This is a genomic window from Massilia varians (assembly GCF_027923905.1).
GTDB lineage: Bacteria > Pseudomonadota > Gammaproteobacteria > Burkholderiales > Burkholderiaceae_D > Telluria > Telluria varians_B.
In genome coordinates this window covers 4,376,232-4,393,665 of the sequence record NZ_AP026966.1, presented here as the reverse complement: position 1 = coordinate 4,393,665, position 17,434 = coordinate 4,376,232, and the positions used below count along the sequence as shown (strand labels likewise).

18 protein-coding genes are annotated in these 17,434 nt (G+C 65.8%); 10 read left to right on the top strand and 8 right to left on the bottom strand.

Features of this window, described 5'->3' with window-relative positions; genetic code table 11:
• The 4 genes from MasN3_RS19865 to MasN3_RS19850 form a co-directional block, all read right to left on the bottom strand.
• Positions 1 to 1,161, bottom strand: a complete 1,161-nt coding sequence (locus MasN3_RS19865; RefSeq protein WP_281909569.1) for a YaiO family outer membrane beta-barrel protein — start codon at positions 1,159 to 1,161, stop codon at positions 1 to 3.
• 217 nt (positions 1,162 to 1,378) lie between these two features.
• The gene (locus tag MasN3_RS19860) at positions 1,379 to 3,076 is read right to left on the bottom strand and encodes a methyl-accepting chemotaxis protein (RefSeq protein WP_281909567.1); all 1,698 of its coding nucleotides are present in this window, start codon (positions 3,074 to 3,076) and stop codon (positions 1,379 to 1,381) included.
• A 131-nt stretch (positions 3,077 to 3,207) separates the two neighbouring features.
• On the bottom strand, positions 3,208 to 4,254 hold the full coding sequence (locus MasN3_RS19855; protein ID WP_281909566.1) for a M48 family metallopeptidase: 1,047 nt from the start codon (positions 4,252 to 4,254) through the stop codon (positions 3,208 to 3,210).
• Between the two features lie 10 nt (positions 4,255 to 4,264).
• Positions 4,265 to 5,416: a YjgN family protein gene (locus tag MasN3_RS19850; protein WP_281909564.1), complete on the bottom strand. Its 1,152-nt coding sequence runs from the start codon at positions 5,414 to 5,416 to the stop codon at positions 4,265 to 4,267.
• A gap of 229 nt (positions 5,417 to 5,645) precedes the next feature.
• Here MasN3_RS19850 and MasN3_RS19845 point away from each other — a divergent pair, with 229 nt between their 5' ends.
• The 4 genes from MasN3_RS19845 (at position 5,646) to ftsB (ending at position 10,011) form a co-directional block, all read left to right on the top strand.
• Complete coding sequence (locus MasN3_RS19845; protein WP_281909562.1) at positions 5,646 to 7,334, top strand: CTP synthase; 1,689 nt, start codon at positions 5,646 to 5,648, stop codon at positions 7,332 to 7,334.
• The gene (kdsA, locus tag MasN3_RS19840) at positions 7,331 to 8,185 is read left to right on the top strand and encodes a 3-deoxy-8-phosphooctulonate synthase (RefSeq protein WP_281909559.1); all 855 of its coding nucleotides are present in this window, start codon (positions 7,331 to 7,333) and stop codon (positions 8,183 to 8,185) included. Before MasN3_RS19845 ends, kdsA begins: the two co-directional genes overlap by 4 nt.
• A gap of 127 nt (positions 8,186 to 8,312) precedes the next feature.
• Positions 8,313 to 9,599 carry a phosphopyruvate hydratase gene (eno, locus tag MasN3_RS19835; protein ID WP_281909557.1) on the top strand — a complete coding sequence of 429 codons (1,287 nt, stop codon included), beginning with the start codon at positions 8,313 to 8,315 and terminating at the stop codon, positions 9,597 to 9,599.
• 67 nt (positions 9,600 to 9,666) lie between these two features.
• Positions 9,667 to 10,011, top strand: coding sequence for a cell division protein FtsB (gene ftsB, locus MasN3_RS19830; protein ID WP_281909555.1), 345 nt, complete (start codon positions 9,667 to 9,669; stop codon positions 10,009 to 10,011).
• A gap of 37 nt (positions 10,012 to 10,048) precedes the next feature.
• On the opposite strand, the gene MasN3_RS19825 is transcribed toward ftsB, so the two are convergent.
• Entirely contained in the window at positions 10,049 to 10,459 is a 411-nt protein-coding gene (locus MasN3_RS19825) for a PAAR domain-containing protein (RefSeq protein ID WP_281909554.1), read from the bottom strand.
• 253 nt (positions 10,460 to 10,712) lie between these two features.
• Here MasN3_RS19825 and MasN3_RS19820 point away from each other — a divergent pair, with 253 nt between their 5' ends.
• A complete protein-coding gene (locus MasN3_RS19820; protein ID WP_281909551.1) occupies positions 10,713 to 10,988 on the top strand; it encodes a hypothetical protein in 276 nt (91 codons plus the stop codon).
• 49 nt (positions 10,989 to 11,037) lie between these two features.
• On the opposite strand, the gene MasN3_RS19815 is transcribed toward MasN3_RS19820, so the two are convergent.
• The gene (locus MasN3_RS19815) at positions 11,038 to 11,544 is read right to left on the bottom strand and encodes a Dps family protein (protein ID WP_036214244.1); all 507 of its coding nucleotides are present in this window, start codon (positions 11,542 to 11,544) and stop codon (positions 11,038 to 11,040) included.
• 193 nt (positions 11,545 to 11,737) lie between these two features.
• Here MasN3_RS19815 and MasN3_RS19810 point away from each other — a divergent pair, with 193 nt between their 5' ends.
• Positions 11,738 to 12,484 carry a hypothetical protein gene (locus tag MasN3_RS19810; RefSeq protein WP_281909549.1) on the top strand — a complete coding sequence of 249 codons (747 nt, stop codon included), beginning with the start codon at positions 11,738 to 11,740 and terminating at the stop codon, positions 12,482 to 12,484.
• 51 nt (positions 12,485 to 12,535) lie between these two features.
• Here MasN3_RS19810 and hslO read toward each other — a convergent pair whose 3' ends face one another.
• Positions 12,536 to 13,489, bottom strand: coding sequence for an Hsp33 family molecular chaperone HslO (gene hslO, locus MasN3_RS19805; RefSeq protein WP_281909547.1), 954 nt, complete (start codon positions 13,487 to 13,489; stop codon positions 12,536 to 12,538).
• A gap of 3 nt (positions 13,490 to 13,492) precedes the next feature.
• Complete coding sequence (locus MasN3_RS19800; RefSeq protein WP_281909545.1) at positions 13,493 to 14,017, bottom strand: gamma carbonic anhydrase family protein; 525 nt, start codon at positions 14,015 to 14,017, stop codon at positions 13,493 to 13,495.
• 165 nt (positions 14,018 to 14,182) lie between these two features.
• On the opposite strand from MasN3_RS19800, the gene MasN3_RS19795 reads away from it, so the two are divergent.
• The 4 genes from MasN3_RS19795 (at position 14,183) to MasN3_RS19780 (ending at position 17,335) form a co-directional block, all read left to right on the top strand.
• Complete coding sequence (locus tag MasN3_RS19795; RefSeq protein WP_281909544.1) at positions 14,183 to 15,076, top strand: alpha/beta fold hydrolase; 894 nt, start codon at positions 14,183 to 14,185, stop codon at positions 15,074 to 15,076.
• A gap of 114 nt (positions 15,077 to 15,190) precedes the next feature.
• Complete coding sequence (locus tag MasN3_RS19790; RefSeq protein ID WP_281909541.1) at positions 15,191 to 15,874, top strand: hypothetical protein; 684 nt, start codon at positions 15,191 to 15,193, stop codon at positions 15,872 to 15,874.
• A gap of 4 nt (positions 15,875 to 15,878) precedes the next feature.
• Complete coding sequence (locus MasN3_RS19785; RefSeq protein WP_281909538.1) at positions 15,879 to 16,427, top strand: FlgO family outer membrane protein; 549 nt, start codon at positions 15,879 to 15,881, stop codon at positions 16,425 to 16,427.
• A gap of 77 nt (positions 16,428 to 16,504) precedes the next feature.
• A complete protein-coding gene (locus MasN3_RS19780) occupies positions 16,505 to 17,335 on the top strand; it encodes a 3',5'-nucleoside bisphosphate phosphatase (protein WP_281909536.1) in 831 nt (276 codons plus the stop codon).
• The last annotated feature ends 99 nt before the right edge of the window (positions 17,336 to 17,434 follow it).

Below are 17,434 nucleotides of genomic sequence, written 5' to 3'. Positions count from 1 at the left end.
TTACCAGCGGCGATAGAGGCCGAGGCTCAGGCCGCGCTCGCGCGCCTCGCCGCTTCCGCTCCGGGCAAAGCTGGCGCCAACTCGCGTACTCCAGTCGCGCGACAGGTAGTGGACCCAGGTCAGGCTGCCGCCGCCCGAACGCGCGCGGCCGCCAGTGAGCGAGAGCGGGTCGTCGCTGCGGCCCCGATTGGCCGTCGCTTCGAGGTAACTGTCGGCGTCGCCCGCGTAGTACCAGCGCGCCAGCAGGCGGTCGCCCGAGCTGCGCGATCCTTCCGACACGATGTTCTGGTGGCGCAGCTGCAGGTAGAAGTTGCCGCTGTACTTGGCCAGGCTGAGGCCATAGATGTTCACGCGCGAATCGAAGCCGAGCAGGTCGTCACTCACCGAGGCTTCCCACCCGTTGCCGAGCGACTGATACAGCTCGATGCGGCCGGAATGGGCCGGGAACAGGCGTTCGCTCGGCGCCCGCTGGTAGCGCAGGTTGGCATAGGCGCCTTGCCACAGGCTGGCATAGGCGTCGAAGGCCCAGGCACGCCCGGTCTGGTCGAAGCGGTGGGCGCGCAGCGCCTCGAAGCCGATCGAGCCGCGCTTCATGTAGTGGCGCACGCTCAGGGTCTGGTCGTTCCAGCGCGGGCCGTCGCCCACGTCCTGCCAGCTGCCGGAAAGGCCGGCGGCCCAGGTGTAGCCCGCGGCGATCGCGGCTTCAGGATTGCCGGTGAACGGCTGGGGCGACGGTTGCGGATGCGGCTGCAAGGCGCGCAGCGCCTGGGCATGCGCCGCCAGGGTGGCGGCATCGCCGGGTCGCAGCGCGGCGGCGCGGCCATAGGCCTCGGCGGCCTGCGCCGGCCGGTCCTGCCATTGGTACAGCCTGCCGAGCGCGAACCAGACGTCGGCATATTCCGGCGAGGCCTTGGCAGCGGCCGTCAGGTCGGCCTCGGCCTCGCTCCAGCGCTCCAGGCGGCTGAGCAGGATACCGCGCCCGAGCAGTACGTCCACGTTGCCCGGCGAGCGCGCTAGCAGGGCGTTATAAGCGGCCAACGCCAGTTCGGGCTGGCCCGAGTTGGCGAGCCTGCGCGCTTCCTCGTACTGTTGTTCGAACGGGGCGGCGGCAGGCTGGACCTGGGCGACTTCGGCGGGAGGCTGCTGGTAATCGACGGGCATGGGGCGGTGAGGGAAACGGAAACGGACGGGGCCGCGGAAGGCAAAACTTTGCCCGAGCATGGATAGTGCGTCAAGGAAACAACAGGGGGCTGCGCCCGAGTGTCGCGCAAAATCGTCAAATCATGGCCGATTTGACACTTGGATTTGCGAATTGGAAAGGATATAAACGAAACGCCCGGCGCTTGGCCGGGCGTTTCATCATTTTTTTACGGCAGACTCAGAAGGTTTCCCATTCCTCGGCCTCGGTACGCGCGGCGGCACGTGCACTTGCCGGCGCCGGTTTCGCAACCCACGCCGCCGGCTTGGCCGGAAGCGCCAGGCTGCGCGACGCGGCAGTGGCGACTGCGGTCGTGGCGACCGGAGCATGGGCGTCCAGCTTGAACACGCCGACCAGCTGGGCCAGGCGGGCCGCCTGGTCCTGCATCGACGCCGCCGCCGCGGCCGACTCTTCGACCAGGGCTGCGTTCTGCTGGGTCACCTGGTCCATCTGGCCGATCGCCTGGTTGACCTGTTCGATGCCGCCGGTCTGTTCCTGGCTGGCCGACGCGATCTCGGCCATGATGTCGGTGACGCGGCGGATCGAGGTGACCACTTGCTCCATGGTGTCGCCGGTGTGGTCCACCAGTCGGGTGCCGGCGTCGACCTTCTCGACCGAGTCGCCGATGAGCAGCTTGATTTCCTTGGCCGCTGCGGCCGAGCGCTGGGCCAGGGTGCGCACCTCGGAGGCGACCACCGCGAAGCCGCGCCCCTGCTCGCCGGCACGGGCCGCTTCCACGGCCGCGTTCAGCGCCAGGATATTGGTCTGGAAGGCGATGCCGTCGATGACGCCGATGATGTCGACGATCTTCTTCGACGAATCGTTGATCGAGCCCATGGTGGTGATGACCTGGTCGACCACCTTGCCGGCATCGAGGGCCACGCTGGACGCGGTGATCGCCAGCTGGTTGGCCTGGCGCGCATTGTCGGCGTTCTGGCGCACCGTGGTGGTGAGTTCTTCCATCGAGGCCGCGGTTTCCTCCAGCGCGCCGGCCTGCTGCTCGGTGCGTGCGGACAGGTCGAAGTTGCCGGCCGAGATTTCCGCCGAGCCAGTGGCGATGGTGTCGGTGCCGCTCCGCACTTCGCTGACGATCCTGACCAGGCTGTCGTTCATGTGGCCGAGGGCGCGCAGCAGGGCGCCGGTCTCATCCTTCGTGTCGGCGTCGATGCGGGCCGTGAGGTCGCCGGCGGCCACGGTTTCCGCAGCCCGGACGGCAGCCTGGATCGGGCCGGTGATGCCGCGCGTGAGCATCCACGAGAACAGCGCGCCGAGCAGTACGGCGCCCGCCGTCAGGCCGGCGATGATCGCCTGGCCGCGGCTGGCGGTCGCATCGATGCCGGCGGCGGTGGCGGCGATGTGGGCGCGCTGCATCGCCACCAGTTCACGGATCGATTCCTGGTAGGCCCTGGCAGCCGGAGTAAAGGACTGCTCCAGGATCTGGTCGGCCAGTTCCTGGTTGCCCTCGGCCTTGGCCTTGACGGCGTTGTCGCGCGCTGCGCCGTACAGCTTGCGCTGCTCGGTGATGCGCTTGAACAGGGCGCTTTCCTGCTCGCCCGCGATCAGCGTTTCGATCTGCTTGACCAGGTCGGCGGAGGTCTTGGCGGTGGCGGCGGCGTCCTCCTTGAAATAGGCGGTCAGCGAGGGATCGCTGCTCTTGACGATGGCGGCGGTGCGGCGCACGGCCGCGAAAATCTGGGTGTACCACTCGGCGATCAGGCGTTCCTTGGTGAGCGGCGCCGCCAGGGTGTCGCGGGCGGCGCTGGAGACCTGTTCGAGACGCCACATGCCGGAGCCGGCGATCAGGACCGCCATGACGAGGGTGAGGGTAAAGCCGACGGCCAGGCGGATGCCGATGCCGAGATTGTTAAACGTGCGCATAGGTCGATGGGCTCGGCAAGCCCTGCGACCTACCAAACATGCAAATGGAAAGCAAGAATTATTGCCCAACTGAAATGTAAACGCATGCTTTATCTTTACATGGTCTCAGCCGTATCGTCGATTTACAACATTTACTGTCGCTGGCCGGTCGCCGACTTGCGCAGGCGCTCGCCGCGCGCGTAGGCATCGGGATGCGAGGACGTGTAGGACATCGCCCGGCGCAGGAATGCCGGTGTCTTGTCGGCCCGCGCCTCGAGCAGGTCGAACAGGTCCGCCAGCGGTCTCAATGGGATGCCGCGCGCGCGCAGCGCCTCGGCCGCGTAGTCGTCCGCGGCCAGTTCCATCGCGCGCGAGTACGCCATGTTGCTCACGACCGCCGGCAGGCCGGCGGCGACCGCGCTGAAATCGCCGAACAGCGTGGCCGACAGCGCCGCCGTGAGCGACGAGCGGGTGAGCGTGTGGACACTATGGCGCTGCTCGATGTGGCCGACCTCGTGGGCCAGCACGCCGGCCAGCGCCGCCGCTGCCTCGGCATCGAAGTCGTTGGAGCTGCCCATCACCGCGCGCACGATCTCATCGGTGAGGACAATGGTTCCGTCGGGGAAGGCCAGTGCGTTCGGACCCAGCTGGGGGGCGGCGTACACCCGCAGGCGCAGCGCAATGCGCGGCGCTTCCGGCTGGATCCGCTGCAGGATGGCGGCCAGTGCCGCGATGCGGTCCTCGCTCAGGCGCGAAGGCTTGAGGATGCCCTGGCGCTCGAGCAGGTCCAGGGCATTGCGTCCGAGCGCCTGGTCGGCCGATGGCGGAACCCGGCTCGCCAGGCGATCGGCCAGCGCCGGGATGCCCCACTGCCATCCAGACAGGATCAGACCCACCAGCAGGACCAGGGCCAGCAGTGCGGCGGCGCTGTGCTCCTGCCAGCGCAGCACCCAGGACTTGCGGTAGCCGAGCGCCTCGGCCATCGCCGCGCGCATTGCCGGGTCATGGACCTCGGCCTGGCTGCCGTCCTCGAAATAGAGCATGGTCGGGGCGTTCCGGAAGGGTTCGGCCAGGCGCGTGCTGGACGCCGGGTAGCTGCGCGTGGCCTCGCCGCGCAGGTGGATGCTGCCATCGCCGGCGCTCAGGTCGACCAGGTGCAGGCGTGCGCTGCGGCCATCGAAGTAGTGGGCTGCGTTCATGAAGTCTCCCTTACCAGCTGAGGTCGATGCCGAAGCCGTCGGCGACGCTGTCGCCGGCCGCGCCGCCGCGGGTCGCCACCCGTGCGCAAGCGGCGTCGATGTCGCCGTCGACCTCGAGGTGCAGGTGGGCCAGCCGGAAACGGTACACGTTGACGACGGCAAACGGGCGGTACAAGCCCAGGCTCAGGACAGTGAACAGGGCATTCCTGGTCTGCAGCACCATGGAGGCGCGCGCCGGCAGGGTTGAGCGGAAGCGGATGCCGGGGAAGCGGGTGTTCGACCAGGCCAGGTTCGACACCCGCACCTGCATGTAGGGAACGGTCACCAGGTAGAACAGGTACAGCATGCCGATGCCGATGAGGTATCCGGCAAGCGCGGACGTGCGGTCGTCGCTCCCGGCGGCCTTGCCGGCGACATAGGCCGCCGCGAATGCGGCGATGGTGGCCACCACGACGAGTCCGCAGGAGACCAGGTAGAAACGGTAGAAGCGGCGCGCCTGGACGTCGTAGCGGGAATGCTGGTCGCCGAACAGCAGGTGGGCGTGCTGGAAGTGCCGGATACGGGCATGCATCAGCGGCCATGCCAGGTAAAGCGGCAGCATGAGCGCTCCCAGCTGGGGTTGTTCCGGATACAGGGCCAGCATGGTGCCAGGCAGAACCACCGCAAGCGCGGGCGGCAGCCAGGCCAGGTAGGCCTGGCCCACCGAGCCGTCGAAGCCCAGGCGCAGGCCGCGGTAGCTGGTGTTCCCGAGGCGAAAGCGCAGGGCGCCGCGCATCAGGTAGGGGAAGGCGAGCAGCAGGATGGCAACCACCGCCGCCCCGAAGGCGGTCGAGAAGCCGAAGGCGTAGTGGTAGGCCGCCAGCAGCACGACCGACAGCAGCCGGCCCGCCAGCACGGCGCGTGGATTGCCGTGGAAATCGAAGCTCGCCCCGGCCAGGACCGTGTTGCGGTTGAAATACTGTAGCCGGCGCACCTTGGCCCAGGCCGAATAGATGCCGAGCGTCGCCAGGGTGAGCAGCAGGTTGACCACCCAGATGCGGAAGTATTCGCGGCCGTCGCCGGTAAAGCCGAGCGCCAGCGTGCGTGGCTGCGGGGCCGCGAATGGCGTCTCGAGCTCGGGGGCGGCGGGGACGTCGGTGGGCAGCTCAGTCAAGGTATGCATGGATCGGCCGGGCAAAATCGCAGTATAGGTGGCACCCCCGTTGCTCGGTCAATTGATAGGGCATATTCTTGGGCGTTTGCCGCGGGTCATGCAGATGCCGTCGTTTTCCGGGGTAATGGGCCCGAATGCGCGCTTTCTGGGGGCAGTTGGCACGGTGACCAGAAGTATTTGCGCGGTTTAAGGTATAATTTCTATTTCCCGCGCGTGCCATTCGGCACCTTCAGTACAAATGACCAAATTCGTATTCGTCACTGGCGGCGTCGTGTCTTCCCTGGGCAAGGGGATCGCGGCCGCTTCCCTCGCCGCGATCCTCGAATCGCGCGGTCTCAAAGTCACCCTGCTCAAGCTCGACCCGTACATCAACGTGGACCCGGGCACCATGAGCCCCACCCAGCACGGCGAAGTGTTCGTCACCGATGACGGCGCCGAGACCGACCTGGACCTGGGCCACTACGAGCGCTTCATCAGCACCCGCATGAAGAAGGTGAACAACTTCACCACCGGCCAGATCTACGAATCGGTGATTCGCAAGGAACGCCGCGGCGAGTACCTCGGCAAGACCGTGCAGGTGATCCCGCATATCACCAACGAGATCCAGGACTTCATCCGCCGCGGCGCCGAAGGCGTGGACGTGGCGCTGGTCGAGATCGGTGGCACCGTCGGCGACATCGAGTCGCTGCCCTTCCTGGAAGCCGCGCGCCAGCTGTCGCTGCGTTCGGGCCGCAAGGGCGCCGCCTTCGTCCACCTGACCCTGGTGCCCTACATCGCTTCGGCCGGCGAGCTCAAGACCAAGCCAACCCAGCATTCGGTGCAGAAGCTGCGCGAGATCGGCATCTCGCCGAACGCGCTGCTGTGCCGCGCCGACCGCCGCATCCCGGACGACGAGCGCGCCAAGATCTCGCTGTTCGCCAACGTCGAAGAGCAGGCCGTGATTTCGGTGTGGGACGTGGATACCATCTACAAGGTGCCCCAGGTGCTGTACGACCAGGGCCTGGACGACATCATCCTCGAAGCCCTGGGACTGGAAGCGCCGAAGGCCGACCTGTCGATGTGGACGCGCCTGATCCACGCCATGGAAAACCCGAAGCACGAGATCACCATCGGCATGGTGGGCAAGTACGTCGACCTGATCGAATCGTACAAGTCGCTGACCGAGGCGCTGCGCCACGCCGGCATCCATACCGAGAGCCGCGTCAACATCGAATACCTGGATTCGGAAGAGATCGAAAGCAAGGGCTGCGAGCACCTGGCCAAGTACGACGCCATCCTGGTGCCGGGCGGCTTCGGCAAGCGCGGCGTGGAAGGCAAGATCCTGGCGGCCCGCTACGCCCGCGAAAACAAGATCCCTTACCTCGGCATCTGCCTGGGCATGCAGGTCGCGCTGATCGAATACGCGCGCAACATCGCCGGCCTGCCGAACGCCAACTCGACCGAGTTCGATCCGGAAACCGACCAGCCGGTGGTCGCCCTGATCACCGAATGGCAGAACCATGACGGCAAGGTCGAGAAGCGCGACGTGAATTCCGACCTGGGCGGCACCATGCGCCTGGGCGCCCAGACCTGCGCCGTGAAACCCGGCACGCTGGCGGCCGACATCTACGGCAATGTCGTGACCGAGCGCCACCGCCACCGCTACGAAGGCAACAACTACTACCTGCCGAAGATCGAAGCGGCCGGCCTGGTGGTGTCGGCGCGCACCCCGAACGAAGACCTGCTCGAGATCATGGAACTGCCGCGCAGCGGCGACAACGCGCACCCGTTCTACATCGGCGTGCAGTTCCACCCGGAGTTCAAGTCGACCCCGCGTAACGGCCACCCGCTGTTTACCGCGTTCATCCAGGCTGCCCTGAAGCACCAGGCGGGCAATACCAACGCGGCGGCGAACAGCGCGCCGGCACTGCAAGGAGAGACAGCATGAAACTCGCCGGATTCGACGTCGGCCTCGACCATCCGATCTTCCTGATCGCCGGTACCTGCGTGATCGAATCGCGCCAGATGGCGCTCGACACCGCCGGTACCTTGAAGGAAATCACCAGCGCGCTGGGCATTCCCTTCATCTACAAGTCTTCTTTTGATAAGGCCAACCGCTCGTCCGGCAAGTCCTTCCGCGGCCCGGGCATGGACAAGGGCCTGGAGATCCTGGCCGACGTGCGCAAGGAGATCGGCGTGCCGGTCCTGACCGACGTGCACGACGAAGAGATGATCCCGCAGGTGGCCAGCGTGGTCGACGTGCTGCAGACCCCGGCCTTCCTGTGCCGCCAGACCGACTTCATCAACGCCTGCGCGCGTTCGGGCAAGCCGGTCAACATCAAGAAGGGCCAGTTCCTGGCGCCGGGCGACATGAAGAACGTGATCGACAAGGCCCGCGCCGCCGCGCGCGAAGCGGGCCTGCCGGAAGATAACTTCATGGCCTGCGAACGCGGCGCCTCCTTCGGCTACAACAACCTGGTCTCGGACATGCGTTCGCTGGCCATCATGCGCGAATCGAACTGCCCGGTGGTGTTCGACGCGACCCACTCGGTGCAGCTGCCGGGCGGCCAGGGCACCTCGTCCGGCGGCCAGCGCGAGCACGTGCCGGTGCTGTCGCGCGCGGCCGTGGCCGCGGGCGTGGCGGGCCTGTTCATGGAAACCCATCCGGACCCGGCCAACGCCATGTCGGACGGCCCGAACGCGGTGCCGCTCGGCCGCATGAAGGAACTGCTGACCACGCTGGTCGAGATCGACCGCATCGTCAAGCAGGCCGGCTTCCTCGAAGCCAGCTTCAAGTAAACCATCAAGACAGCGCCAATCTGCGTGCGTCCGGCGGCCGGGCGCACGCGCGCATTTGCTAGAATGCTGAGCGCCTTGGCTACGAAGTAGCTGCCACCGCTTTTTTACCTTCCGGAGACTGTAAAACATGAGTGCTATCGTTGATATCATCGGCCGCGAAATCATTGATTCGCGCGGCAATCCGACCGTCGAGTGCGACGTCCTGCTGGAATCGGGCGTGATGGGCCGCGCCGCCGTTCCTTCGGGCGCCTCGACCGGTTCGCGCGAAGCGATCGAGCTGCGCGACGGCGACCCCAAGCGTTATTTCGGCAAGGGCGTGCTGCAGGCTTGCGAGAATATCAACACCGAGATCTCCGAAGCGATCATGGGCCTGGATGCCAACGAGCAGGCTTTCCTGGACCGTACCCTGATCGATCTCGACGGTACCGAGAACAAGAGCCGCCTGGGCGCGAACGCCATGCTGGCGGTGTCGATGGCCGTGGCCAAGGCAGCCGCCGAGGAAGCCGGCCTGCCGCTGTACCGCTACTTCGGCGGTTCGGGCGCGATGCAGCTGCCGGTCCCGATGATGAACGTCATCAACGGCGGCGCCCACGCCGACAACAACCTGGACATCCAGGAATTCATGATCATCCCGGTCGGCGCGCCATCCTTCAAGGAAGCGATCCGCTGGGGCGCCGAAGTGTTCCACACCCTCAAGAAGATCCTGCATTCCAAGGGCCTGAACACCGCGGTCGGCGACGAAGGCGGCTTCGCCCCGTCGGTGGCGAACCATGAAGAAGCGATCAAGCTGATCATGCTGGCGATCGAGCAGGCGGGCTACGTGGCCGGTCAGGACATCGCCCTCGGCCTGGACTGCGCCGCGAGCGAGTTCCACAAGGACGGCAAGTACGTGCTCGAAGGCGAGGGCGGCCTGGCCCTGTCGGCCCAGGACTTCACCAACATGCTGGCGACCTGGTGCGACAAGTACCCGATCATCTCGATCGAGGACGCCATGGCCGAAGGCGACTGGGAAGGCTGGGCGACCCTGACCGCCGCGCTGGGCAAGAAGGTGCAGCTGGTGGGCGACGACCTGTTCGTCACCAACACCAAGATCCTGAAAGAGGGCATCCAGAAGGGCATCGCCAACTCGATCCTCATCAAGATCAACCAGATCGGCACCCTGACCGAGACCTTCGCCGCCATCGAGATGGCCAAGCGCGCCGGCTACACCGCCGTGATCTCGCACCGTTCGGGCGAAACCGAGGACTCGACCATCGCGGACATCGCGGTTGGCCTGAACGCCCTGCAGATCAAGACCGGCTCGATGTCGCGTTCGGACCGCATGGCCAAGTACAACCAGCTGCTGCGCATCGAGGAAGACCTGGGCGATGTCGCTTCCTACCCGGGCCGCGACGCGTTCTATAATCTGAAGTAATCTCGAAGTAAGTCCACGGCCGGACTGCCCTTGCGGGTGGTCCGGCTTCGTATTTCGCTAGCTCCCCATGCGACTCATCACCATCGCCCTTGCCGTTCTGCTGCTGCTGATCCAATACCCGCTGTGGCTGGGGAAGGGCGGCTGGCTGAACGTCGCCGACATGCGCGACCAGGTCGAGAAGACCCGCGACAAGACCGAACTGCTGGAGGCGCGCAATGCCAAGCTCGAATCGGAGGTGCGCGACCTGCGCGACGGCACCGGCGCGGTAGAGGAGCGTGCCCGCTACGAACTGGGCATGATCAAGCAGAACGAGATCTTCGTGCAGGTGCTGCGCAAGGACGAACAGCCCGCGGTCTCGATGACGGTGCCGCCGCCCCCGCCGCCCCCGAAGGAAAAAAAGGGCGGCCGCTGAGGTCCGCCCTTCCTGTCAGCGGCAGCGCCGCACAGGTTCAGGCTTCGCTGCTTCCGCGCGGCAGCAGGTAGCCGGGCTGCAGCAGGCCCGTGATCGGCGCATCGCCTTCGAACAGCACGATCTCTCCCATGTTCTGCCGGCTCAGGGCGATCCGGTCGCCGTTCTCGACGTGGCTGCCGACCAGCGCAACCGGCCGGTCGCCGAAGGTCGACGCATTGCCCGCGCCGGAAACGATGCGGCTTTCGCTGCCGTCGGGATAGCGGACCCGGTCGCCGACGCAGGCGATGCGGAAACCATCCATGTGCACCACGTGATCGGCCACGACGACTTCCCCGCCCTGGACGGTACGCGAGCCGATCGTCGCGATGGGATAACGGGCCGTGATTTTTCGGCGAGCCGGTACGGAATTGCATTCCTGATCGACTGAGGCTGCTGCCGCTGCGGACATACACTTCATTGACGCTCCTATGGGGTGGGACCGTCGAGTGATCCTTCCACGCTTGTCAGGCGTGCTCGGTGGTCTTACTCTCGATATGGCGAAGCGTATTGGAATCCCTCAAGGCCAGCCCATGTTTGACTTTCCTTAAAACAATAATTATGTAGGAATGGGACTACAATGAATTTACCGGAAGTAGGGCGGCGAAATGCCTATGGCCAGCAGCGCCGCAGTGTATGATCAGCAAAACGATATGGAAGCAGGCATGACCCAAGAACACACTCCCCCGAATCCCGCGGCGCTCGATTCGCTCGACGCCATCGCCGACTGCCTGGCCGATGCCTTCGAGGACGGCGACGGCGCCGTCATCACCGTGGCCATGCGGGCCGTGGCCGAGGCGCCCGGCCTCGGGGCGCTGGCCGCCGCCGTGAGCATGCCGTGCGACGAACTGCAGGCCGCCCTGGTGGCGGAGGAATTCAACCTCGACCTGACGCTCGAGATCATGAAGGTGGTCGACCTGCACATGTCAGGCCGGGGCTGAACGCCCCGGACTCCCTGCAAACCGCGGTCGGCGACCGCGGCGATGTGAATCAATCCGACGAGGCGTCACCCTGGCTCGCGCCGGCGCCCTGCTCCAGGAAGGAGCGCAGCATCCAGGCATTCTTTTCGTGCACTTCCATGCGGGTGGTGAGCATGTCGGCGGTCGGGAAATCGTCCAGGTCGTCGGCAACCTTGACGCCTTGGCGCATGGTGCGCACCAGGATTTCATTGCCTTCGACCAGTTGGCGGATCATCTCCTTGGCCGACAGCACTTCCGGCTCTTCCTTGATGCTCGACAGTTCGACGTAACGCTTGGAGGTGGCAGGGGCAAAATGGCCCAGGGCGCGGATGCGCTCGGCGATCTCGTCCAGCGCATTCCATTGCTCGGTGTACTGCTCTTCGAACATCACGTGCAGGGTCGAGAACATCGGCCCGGTGACGTTCCAGTGGAAGTTGTGGGTCTTCAGGTAAAGCATGAAGGCGTCGCCCAGGACGGTCGAGAGCGAGTCGACGATCTTGGCGCGGTCTTCGGTGCTGATTCCGGTATCCATGTGCATCGTTTTTCTCCTGAGGTTAGTGCAGTGTTTGTGAGGAAATGACAACACTGTCAAAGATGCGTCAGCTTAGCACCGCTGCAAAAAATGCGCATTTTGAGTGTCCCGGTTCAAATGCGGGGCAGTGAGAATGTGTGCGTATTGGCAACGCTACTGTCTTTACAATGCATGGCATTATTACCGACGAGGATCGTGCATGCAGCGACTTGCCATCATCGCCACGCTGCTGGCGATGGCCGCACCCGCATTTGCCCAGGACAGTACGCCGCCGCAAGCGCCGCCTACCGCCGAAAGGGTCGAAGTCAGCAGTATCAAGGATCCGGAACTGATGCCCTACCGCCGCATGGTCCGCGGCCTCGATGCATGGGAAGAAAAACGTGCGCTGGCGCCCAAGGCCGACCTGCGCTTTGAGCTGTGGACGAAGGACGGCAAGCCGGCGCAAGCCGAAGGCCTGCAACTGCGCATCGCCGGCGATACGGTCAATATCGCACTGCCGCTTGATGCGAACGGCACCTTCGTGCTGCCGCGCAGCCAGGAAGCCTTCGACGACCAGGCAGATCTCGTCTCGAACCGCAAGAAGGCCGAGATCCGCTGGCGCCCGCACGTACGCACCCCGGGTGTGCCGTCGAATGCGCGGCGCCTGGGCGACCTGCGGCTGGAATGTGAAGTCGGCGTTGCCGTACGCAGGGAAGAAATACCGCTGCTGTACCGCGCCGGGGCCGTCGCGGCAGGCGGCCTGTGCAGGTTGCCGATGACTGGCTACATCTATCGTGCGCCGAAGCGCCTGGTGTCGGCCACCGTGGTGTCGGGCGAGCGCAAGGCCAGGCTGCCCTTGGTTGACGAAGGAAAAGGCTATCATGCGCCGCTGCGCGACAAGAGCTGGGACGACGAGGCGCTGGTGGTGTACGAGTTCGCCGAGGCGTCCGTCGCGCCCGGGCCGTAAACGGCAGATGGGCGGCAAGGCCGCCCATCTGCGGGAAACGAATGCGCCGGCTTAGTTGATGCTGCCGCTCGCCGGCATCATGGTCTCTACCGGCGTATCGCTGGCGAACAGCTGGGCGCAATCGACCTTGTCGAAGGCGTAGTGCTTGCCGCAGAAGTCGCAGTTGATGCCCAGTTCGCCCAGTTCGGCCAGGGCCGAGTCCACTTCCGGCTGGCCCAGCATCTTGAGCATGTTGCCGACCTTCTCACGCGTACAGCTGCAGTGGAACTGCGGATGCTGCGGATCGAATACGCGGATGGTCTCTTCCCAGAACAGGCGCTTGAGCAGGGTCTCGATGTTCGTGCTCAGGAGCTCCTCGCGCTTGAGGGTCTGGCCCAGCATGACCGCGCGGTTCCAGGTTTCCAGGTCTTCCGCCTCCGAGGCCTGCTTCTGCTGGTCGTCCTTGCCGCTGTGGCGCGGCAGCTTCTGCAGCAGCAGGCCGCGCGAGACCTGGTCGTCGGCCGCCAGCCACAGGCGGGTATCCATCTGTTCCGAACGCAGCATGTAGTTCTCGATGACGGTCGCCATGTCATCGCCCGTCAGGGGAACCACGCCCTGGTAGGGCTGCTGGCCCGGCACCTTGTCGACCGGGTCGAGCGTGATCACGAAGCGGCCCTTGCCGTGTACGTTGAACATCTGGGCCAGGGTCGCGTCGTCGGGCAGCTCGGCGTCCGGCGCCAGCTTGGCGGTGGCGCGGATGCGCAGCTGGGCGTCGCACTCGACCACCAGCAGGCGCACCGGGCCGTCGCCGAAGATCTGCATCACGATGGCGCCGTTGAACTTCAGGTTGGCCGACAGCAAGGCGCTTGCGGCCACCATTTCGCCGAGGGCGCCGCGCACCGCCTTGGGATAGGCGTGGCGGGCCTGGATCTCGCGCCAGGTGTCGGAAATCTCGATCAGCTCGCCGCGCACGGCAGCGTTATCGAAGATGAATTTCTGGAGGGTGTCACGGGTATCTGTAGTCATTCTTTATCCGATTTTCTTGAGCTGCGCCTCGAACAGCTGGCCGCGCGCCACGTAGCTCGCGGCGCTGGCCTGAAGGCGCAGCATGTCTTCTTCCGTCAGGGTGCGCACCACCTTGGCCGGCGAACCGAGGATCAGCGAACCGTCCGGGAACTCCTTGCCTTCGGTGACCAGCGCGCCGGCACCCACCAGGCAGCCCTTGCCGATCCGGGCGCCGTTCAGGATGACGGCCTGGATGCCGATCAGCGAACCGTCGCCGACCGTGCAGCCATGCAGCATGGCCTGGTGGCCGACCGTCACGTTCTTGCCCAGCGTGAGCGGGAATCCCATGTCGGTGTGCATCACCGTGCCTTCCTGCACGTTGCTGTTTTCGCCGATGGTGATGCGCTCGTTGTCGCCGCGCAGTGTGGCGCCATACCACACCGAAGCATTCGCCTCGAGCGTGACCTTGCCGATCAGGGTTGCCGAATCGGCCACAAAGCTCGAGGGATCGATCTCGGGCGCATGCTCGCCCAGCTGGTAAATCGCCATGGATGTGCTCGCGGAAGATGGAAATGCCGCTATTGTAAACGCCCTGTCCGCGATCGTCCGGTCGATGCCAAATGGGGCCGGGCAAGACGAAATCAAGGTCGTCGCGGTATAATGCGAACGGTCGTACTTTTTTGACCTCCTTTTCGCTCGCGTTTTTACTTACCTATGCCAGCTTCCCGTTCCGAATTCCTCAACATCCGCGGCCTGCGCACCCACGTGCGCCACTGGGGCCGCGAGGGCGCTCCGAAGATTTTCATGCAGCACGGCTGGATGGACGTCGCCGCCTCGTTCCAGTTCGTGGTCGACGCACTCGAGGGCGACTGGCACGTGATCGCCTTCGACTGGCGCGGTTTCGGGCTGAGCGAGCGCTCGCACTCGGACACCTACTGGTTCCCCGACTACCTGGCCGACCTGGAAGCGGTGCTCGACCACTATGCGCCGGGCGAGCCGGTCAATCTGCTGGGTCACAGCATGGGCGGCAACATCGCCAGCCTGTACGCGGGCGTGCGCCCCGCGCGCATCGCTAAACTCATCAACCTGGAAGGTTTCGGCCTGCCGGCGACCCGCCCCGCGCAGGCGCCCGGCCGTTTTGCCAAATGGCTCGACGAGTTGAAGGCCAAGCCGGAAATGCGCGGCTACGCCAGCCTGGACGAGGTGGCGGCGCGGCTGCAGAAGACCAATCCGCGCCTGTCCGGAGAGCGGGCCGCCTTCCTGGCGGGGCACTGGGCTGCCAGGGACGCGGACGGCCAGTGGCGCATCCTGGGCGACCCGGCGCACAAGATGACCGGACCGCTGCTGTACCATGCCGACGAGGTGCTGGCCTGCTGGACCCAGATCACGGCGCCGGTGCTGTGGGTCGAGGCGGAAGACACCGAGATGTGGCGCTGGATGGGGCCGAAGGAGCAGGCCAGGGCGGAGATCGACCGCCGCCGCGAGCACCTGGCCCAGGTCACGGCGCGCATGATGCCGGAGGCCGGGCACATGCTGCACCACGACCAGCCGGAACTGCTGGCGCGGATGATCGAGGCCTTCCTGAGCGGCGCCGAGGTGCCGGCCTAGCGTTGTAAGCAGCCCTCAGGCAATGCGGCAATAATTGCCGCACGGAAACGCCTGCGCTACAGTCGCAACCGACCCGACGCCCCTGCGCCGTCGATTCAGACTGACAGGACACACGTGCGATTTCGAGCCGGCCTCGCGCTCTGCGGCGCCCTCCTGATGGCGGGCTGCGCCATTCCCTACAGCCCGGCCCCGGTTGCCACCAATTTCCCCAGCACCCAGCAGGCCAAGCTGCAGGCGGCCGCGCACTGGGGCGTCATCGCACGCCACATGGCCGGCCAGCTGGCGCCTTCGCTGAAAGTGAACGCCAAGCGCCCGCTGTACGTCAGTGCGCAGCAGTCGAGCGCCTTTGCCCAGGGCGTGAGCAGCCACCTGGTCACGGCCCTGGTCAACGAGGGCTACATCGTGGTCAAGGTGCCGGATGCGAATACCCTGCGCATCGAACCCGACACGCAAGTCGTCGCATTTTCTGCCAAGCGTCCGCAGTACGAGTTCGCCGGCGAGCGCAGCCTGCTGGTGGCGGGCGCCTGGGTGCTGACCGACATCGACCACACCGTCGAGTGGCTGGCGACCGCCGCCATCTTCGCCGAGGACGCCTATTCCTGGTTCCGTTCCCAGTGCCACCGGCGACACGCCGAAGACCGAGATCGTCGTCAGCCTGTCGCTGGCCGACGACGCGCGCTACTACGCGCGTACCACCTCGGTGTACTACACCACCGACAGCGACCGCGCGCTGTACGACGCGGCGGCGCAACCTACCAGGACCTTCGCGGTCCGCAACCATTAAGCACGGAGCACTGAGGCCATGAAGCGAATCCCGACCCTGTGCGCCGCGGTCCTCGCGCTGCCCCTGTTGCTGGGCGCCTGCTCGACGACCAGGGACGACACCAATTACACCTCGGTGTCGGCGAATGCCTTCGTTGCCGCTAACTACCGCGCCGCCGATGCGCTGGCGCTGCAGCTGCGCGGCAAGCTGGGCGACGAAAAGCCCCTGATCATGGCCACCATCGTCAACATCGACGCGCTCGAGCAGACCTCGATGCTGGGCCGGCTGGTGTCGGAACAGCTCTCGACCCGCCTCGCGCAGGGCGGCATGAAGATGCTGGAGATGAAGCTGCGCAACAGCGTCTACCTCAAGCGCGGACAGGGCGAGCTGATGCTGACGCGCGAGATCGGCGAGGTGGCCAGCACCCACAACGCCCAGGCGGTGGTGGTGGGCTCGTACGCCGAGACCCGCGAGGCGGTCTTTATCAACGTCAAGGTGATCCAGCCGAGCACCAACCTGGTGCTGGCCGGCCACGACTACGTGCTGGCGAAAGAGGGCACCGTCCGTTCGATGCTGCAAGCCAACTGATCGGTTGTTGTAGCAGCACGGCAGGCGCATTGGCGCGTACAATGTTTCGCTCCAATCGCCAATGACATTGCCGTGCCATGAAAGCCGATCTCCACTGCCATTCCAACGTCTCCGACGGCGTGCTCGCACCCGCCGCCGTCGCCGCCTATGCGCGCCAGGGCGGCGTCGACCTGTGGGCGCTGACCGACCACGACGAGATCGGCGGAATCAAGGCCGCGCGCAAGGCCGCCGGGGAGCTCGGCATGCGTTTCGTGGCCGGGGTCGAGATCTCGGTGACCTGGGCGGGCGAGACCGTCCACATCGTCGGCCTGCAAATCGACGAGGACAACCTGGCCCTGATCGACGGCCTGGCCGCGACCCGCAACGGCCGCCAGGCACGCGCCAGGGAAATCGGGGCCCAGCTGGACAATGCCGGCATTCCGGGTGCCTACGAGGGCGCGCTGCGCTACGTCGGCAACCCGGACCTGATCTCGCGCACCCATTTCGCCCGCTACCTGGTCGAGATCGGCGCCTGCGGTTCGACCTCCGAAGTGTTCCGCAAGTATCTCACCGAGGGCAGGCCCGGCTACGTGCCGCACCGCTGGGCCACGCTGTCGGATGCGGTCGGCTGGATCCGCGGCGCCGGCGGCATCCCGGTAATCGCGCATCCGGGCCGCTACCCGTTCAGCGACACCGCCGAAGGGGCGTTGTTCGACGAATTCCGCCAGCTGGGCGGCAATGCCATCGAGGTGGTGACCGGCAGCCATACGCCGGACCAGTACCAGATCTACGCCGAGCTGGCACGGCGCTATGGCTTCCTGGCCTCGCGCGGGACGGATTTCCATGCACCGGGCGAGGCCAGGGTGGAGTTCGCCGAGCTGCCGCCGCTGCCGGCGGGCCTCAAGCCGGTCTGGCACGACTGGTTCTAGGTAGGGTGGACGGCTTCGCCGTCCGCGCGTTCAGCTAGTGCAAGCACTGTGGCAACTCATCCGAAGTTTGAACGCGCTGACGACAGAGCGTGATCTGGT